Genomic DNA, 4,422 nt, shown 5'->3' with positions numbered 1-4,422 from the left:
CAAACTGTACTTCGGATGCGGCACCGACCACGGTGCCGTCACCCGCGGTGAACAAACCACCGTCGTCACCGACCAAGGGCGCCTCGCCTGGTCCGGCGGCACCGGCCCGCCCCGCATCAACCGCATCCACCACCCAGAGGAATTGCTCAACGGCGAAGACCCCTGACCTCGGTACGCCGGGCAGCGGTCCCGCACCGCCCGGCCGGTGAACAACACATGTCACATAGGCTGGACGCCATGCAACGGATCATCGGCACCGAGGTCGAGTACGGGATCGCGTCGCCGTCCGACCCGACCGCCAACCCGATCCTCACCTCGACGCAGGCGGTGCTCGCCTACGCCGCCGCCGCCGGTATCCCGCGCGCCAAACGCACCCGCTGGGACTACGAGGTGGAGTCGCCGCTGCGCGACGCCCGCGGCTTCGACCTGAGCCGTTCCACCGGCCCGGCGCCGATCATCGACGCCGACGAAGTCGGTGCGGCCAACATGATCCTGACCAACGGGGCCCGGCTCTACGTCGACCACGCCCACCCCGAGTACTCCGCGCCGGAGGTCACCGACCCGCTCGACGCGGTGATCTGGGACAAAGCCGGCGAACGGGTGATGGAGGCGGCCGCCCGGCACGTCGCCAGCGTTCCGGGCGCGGCGAAGCTGCAGCTGTACAAGAACAACGTCGACGGCAAGGGCGCCTCCTACGGAACCCACGAGAACTACCTGATGAGCCGGCACACCCCGTTCTCGGCGATCATCGCCGGCCTGACCCCGTTCCTGGTCTCCCGTCAGGTGGTCACCGGCTCCGGGCGAGTCGGGATCGGTTCGGCCGGCGACGAGCCGGGCTTCCAGCTGTCCCAGCGCGCCGACTACATCGAGGTCGAGGTGGGCCTGGAGACGACCCTCAAACGCGGGATCATCAACACCCGCGACGAGCCGCACGCCGACGCCGACAAGTACCGCCGGCTGCACGTGATCATCGGCGACGCCAACCTCGCCGAGACGTCGACCTACCTCAAGCTGGGCGCCACCGCGCTGGTGCTGGACCTGATCGAGGAGGGCCCGGAGCACGGGATCGACCTGAGCGACCTCACCCTGGCCCGCCCGGTGCGTGCCGTGCACGTGATCAGCCGCGACCCGTCACTGCGGGCCACCGTCGCGCTGGCCGACGGCCGCGAGCTGACCGGCCTTGCGCTGCAACGGATCTACCTCGACCGGGTGGCCAAACTGGTGGACGGCCGCGACCCGGACCCGCGAGCCAGCCACGTCGTGGAGACCTGGGCAGGCGTGCTCGACCTGTTGGAGCGCGACCCGATGGAGTGCGCCGACCTGCTGGACTGGCCGGCCAAACTGCGGCTGCTCGACGGGTTCCGGCACCGGGAGAACCTGACCTGGTCGGCGCCCCGGCTGCACCTGGTGGACTTGCAGTACTCGGATGTGCGGCTGGAGAAGGGCCTGTACAACCGGCTGGTGGCCCGCGGCTCGATGCAGCGGCTGATCACCGAGCAGCAGGTGCTGGCCGCGGTGGACAACCCGCCGACCGACACCCGGGCCTACTTCCGCGGCGAGTGTCTGCGCCGGTTCGGGGCCGATATCGCGGCGGCCAGCTGGGACTCGGTGATTTTCGACCTCGGCGGCGAGTCGCTGGTGCGAATCCCGATGCTGGAACCGCTGCGGGGCAGCAAAGCGCACGTCGGAGCGCTGCTGGACTCGGTGGACAGCGCGGCCGAACTGGTCGGCCAACTGACGACCTGACGTCCGGTGCCTGACCGGGACCGGCGGTAGGGTGGAGAAACCGGTGAGCGCGCGATGCGCCAGCCGATGACGATGCAGGAGGCAGCGATGGCGCAGGAGCAGACCAAGCGCGGCGGTGGCGGCGGGGAAGACGACGACGCCACGGCCAGCACGGCCGCCGGCCAGGAGCGCCGCGAGAAGCTGGCGGGGGAGACCGACGACCTGCTTGACGAGATCGACGACGTTCTCGAGGAGAACGCCGAGGACTTCGTCCGCGCCTACGTCCAAAAGGGCGGCCAGTGAGCTGGCCTTTCTCCGATCGGCTCCCCGCTAACTCCGCAACCCCCGGCCTGCCGGCCCACCCGGTGGACCTGTCGTCGTTCTCCGACCTGCTGCGTCGTCGGGCGCCGGAGCTGCTCCCGGTGGGTGCCGCCGGCGGCGTCGACACGAGGGACGGCGCGGTCCAGCTGCCGCACGGGACCACCATCGTGGCGCTGAAGTACCCAGGCGGGGTGGTGATGGCCGGTGACCGGCGCTCGACCCAGGGCAACATGATCGCCGGGCGCGACGTGCAGAAGGTGTACATCACCGACGACTACACGGCCACCGGGATCGCCGGCACCGCCGCGATCGCCGTCGAGTTCGCCCGGCTCTACGCCGTCGAGCTGGAGCACTACGAGAAGCTGGAAGGGGTGCCGTTGACGTTCGCCGGCAAGGTGAACCGGCTGGCGATCATGGTGCGCGGCAACCTGGGTGCGGCCATGCAGGGCCTGCTGGCGCTGCCGCTGCTGGTCGGCTACGACATCGACGAGACCGACCCGCAGACCGCCGGCCGGATCGTCTCCTTCGACGCGGCCGGCGGCTGGCACGTCGAGGAGGAGGGCTACCAGGCGGTGGGCTCCGGATCGATATTCGCCAAGTCGTCGATGAAGAAGCTCTATGCGCAGGTGACCGACGCAGATTCGGCGCTGCGGGTGGCGGTCGAGGGGCTCTACGACGCCGCCGACGACGACTCGGCGACCGGCGGCCCGGACCTGACCCGCGGCATCTACCCGACCGCGGTGACCATCGGCGCCGACGGCGCCGTCGACGTGCCCGAACAGCGGATCGCCGAGCTCGCCCGCAAGATCATCCAAAGCCGCACCCGCACAGACGATTCCGGAAAGTCCGCCTCGACGAAGACTCGGAGCAAGAAGTGAGCTTCCCGTATTTCATCTCGCCCGAACAGGCGATGCGCGAACGCAGCGACCTGGCGCGCAAGGGGATCGCCCGGGGCCGCAGCGTGGTCGCGCTGGCCTACGCCGACGGCGTGCTGTTCGTCGCCGAAAACCCGTCGCGCTCACTGCAGAAGATCAGCGAACTCTACGACCGGGTCGGGTTCGCCGCCGCCGGTCGGCTCAACGAATTCGAGAACCTGCGCCGTGGCGGCATTCAGTTCGCCGACACCCGCGGGTATGCCTACGACCGGCGGGACGTCACCGCGCGGCAGCTGGCCAACGTCTACGCGCAGACGCTGGGTTCGATCTTCACCGAGCAGGCCAAGCCCTACGAGGTCGAGCTGTGTGTGGCCGGTGTCGCCTATCAGGATCAGCCGAAACCTCCGGAGCTGTACCGGATCACCTTCGACGGGTCGATCAGTGACGAGCCGCATTTCGTGGTGATGGGCGGCACCACCGAGCCGATCGCCAACGCGCTCAAGGAGTCCTATACAGAGAATGCCGAGCTGGCCGACGCGCTGCACATCGCGGTGGACGCGCTGACGAAGACCGACAGCGGGAACGGGTCGGAGTCGCGCGATCTGGGTCCGGAGACCCTGGAGGTGGCGATCCTGGACGCCAACCGGCCGCGGCGGGCGTTCCGCCGGATCACCCGCGCCGTGCTGGAAGAGATGCTGCCCGGCGGGGATTCGGCGGCCGATCAGGCTGAGCCGGACGATAAGACGGACTGAAGAGGCGTGGCTACCGGTTGATCCGGAGCTCAGCCGGCGTCTGCAGAGTCGTTGAGCTGGTTGATGATCGCGACGATGTCGTTAGCCTGATCGTCATCGAACACCGAGCTGATCCCGATCGGCGCGTTGTCAGTGAACGGCGGCTCGAAGAGCATCTCCGGTGCGACGGTGCCATCGGCGGTGAATCGGTCGATGACCAGCTGGACGAACTGGATTTGATTGGCGGTGGCGAACTTCCCATCGAGGAACCGGGCGAACGCGGCGTACAGCTGGGGCCACTGGGCCTGTAGGAACCCGAAGTTGCCGCTCACGGAGGCCTCCTCCCGTCGCGCTGATCATGGCATAGCTGCCGCTGCTCGTTGGGCAGCCCGAACACGTTACGGGAAGGGTGTGACAACCGCGTCCGGTCTCGACGATCGTGCTACCGCGGCCAGGCGGTGAGGGCGGCGCGGGCGAACTCGATTGCACTCCTGGTCGGTCGTTCCCGGCGGTCCAGGCCGGATCCGTCACGACACAACAGGCCCATCGAGCGCAACGTGTACTTGACATCGGCCGCCGCCGCGGCGGCCGACCCCGCCGTGATCGGGGAGCCGTCGCCGCACATCCACCCCAACGCGTCGAGCAGGTTCGCGACGATCGTCTCGTGGTCCTCGGTGATCCCGGCGGCCACCGCGGCCAGGTACAGCAACCCGGCCTGGTACACGCAACGGTCGTTGGAGGCAGCCGGGGTGCGCTCGGCGACGTGCCAC

Annotated in this window: 6 protein-coding genes; 4 read left to right on the top strand and 2 right to left on the bottom strand. The window is 69.1% G+C overall.

Annotation, left to right across the window (positions count from 1 at the left end):
* Window positions 1–237 precede the first annotated feature (237 nt).
* The 4 genes from dop (at window position 238) to prcA (ending at window position 3,673) form a co-directional block, all read left to right on the top strand.
* Window positions 238–1,746: a depupylase/deamidase Dop gene (gene dop, locus AC2VNT_RS15540; RefSeq protein ID WP_486947707.1), complete on the top strand. Its 1,509-nt coding sequence runs from the start codon at window positions 238–240 to the stop codon at window positions 1,744–1,746.
* 87 nt (window positions 1,747–1,833) lie between these two features.
* Window positions 1,834–2,028 (top strand): ubiquitin-like protein Pup, encoded by a 195-nt coding sequence (locus AC2VNT_RS15535; RefSeq protein WP_486947708.1) that lies wholly within the window; start codon window positions 1,834–1,836, stop codon window positions 2,026–2,028.
* Window positions 2,025–2,924 carry a proteasome subunit beta gene (gene prcB / locus AC2VNT_RS15530; RefSeq protein WP_486947706.1) on the top strand — a complete coding sequence of 300 codons (900 nt, stop codon included), beginning with the start codon at window positions 2,025–2,027 and terminating at the stop codon, window positions 2,922–2,924. The genes AC2VNT_RS15535 and prcB overlap by 4 nt, the downstream gene beginning before the upstream one ends.
* Window positions 2,921–3,673, top strand: coding sequence for a proteasome subunit alpha (gene prcA, locus AC2VNT_RS15525; RefSeq protein ID WP_486947705.1), 753 nt, complete (start codon window positions 2,921–2,923; stop codon window positions 3,671–3,673). Before prcB ends, prcA begins: the two co-directional genes overlap by 4 nt.
* A gap of 29 nt (window positions 3,674–3,702) precedes the next feature.
* Here the strand turns inward: prcA and AC2VNT_RS15520 are convergent, their stop codons facing one another.
* A complete protein-coding gene (locus tag AC2VNT_RS15520; protein ID WP_486947704.1) occupies window positions 3,703–3,984 on the bottom strand; it encodes a type I restriction-modification enzyme R subunit C-terminal domain-containing protein in 282 nt (93 codons plus the stop codon).
* A gap of 110 nt (window positions 3,985–4,094) precedes the next feature.
* Window positions 4,095–4,422: hypothetical protein (locus tag AC2VNT_RS15515; protein ID WP_486947703.1), on the bottom strand; the 328-nt coding region annotated here is incomplete at its 5' end.

It is taken from the genome of Mycobacterium sp. TH-M15, assembly GCF_057473705.1.
This window is presented reverse-complemented; position numbering and strand designations above follow the sequence as displayed.

Excerpts from the sequence above, each read along its gene's own strand:
- dop (WP_486947707.1), top strand. The coding sequence starts at position 238 with ATGCAACGGATCATCGGCACCGAGGTCGAGTACGGGATCGCGTCGCCG.
- AC2VNT_RS15535 (WP_486947708.1), top strand. The coding sequence starts at position 1,834 with ATGGCGCAGGAGCAGACCAAGCGCGGCGGTGGCGGCGGGGAAGACGAC.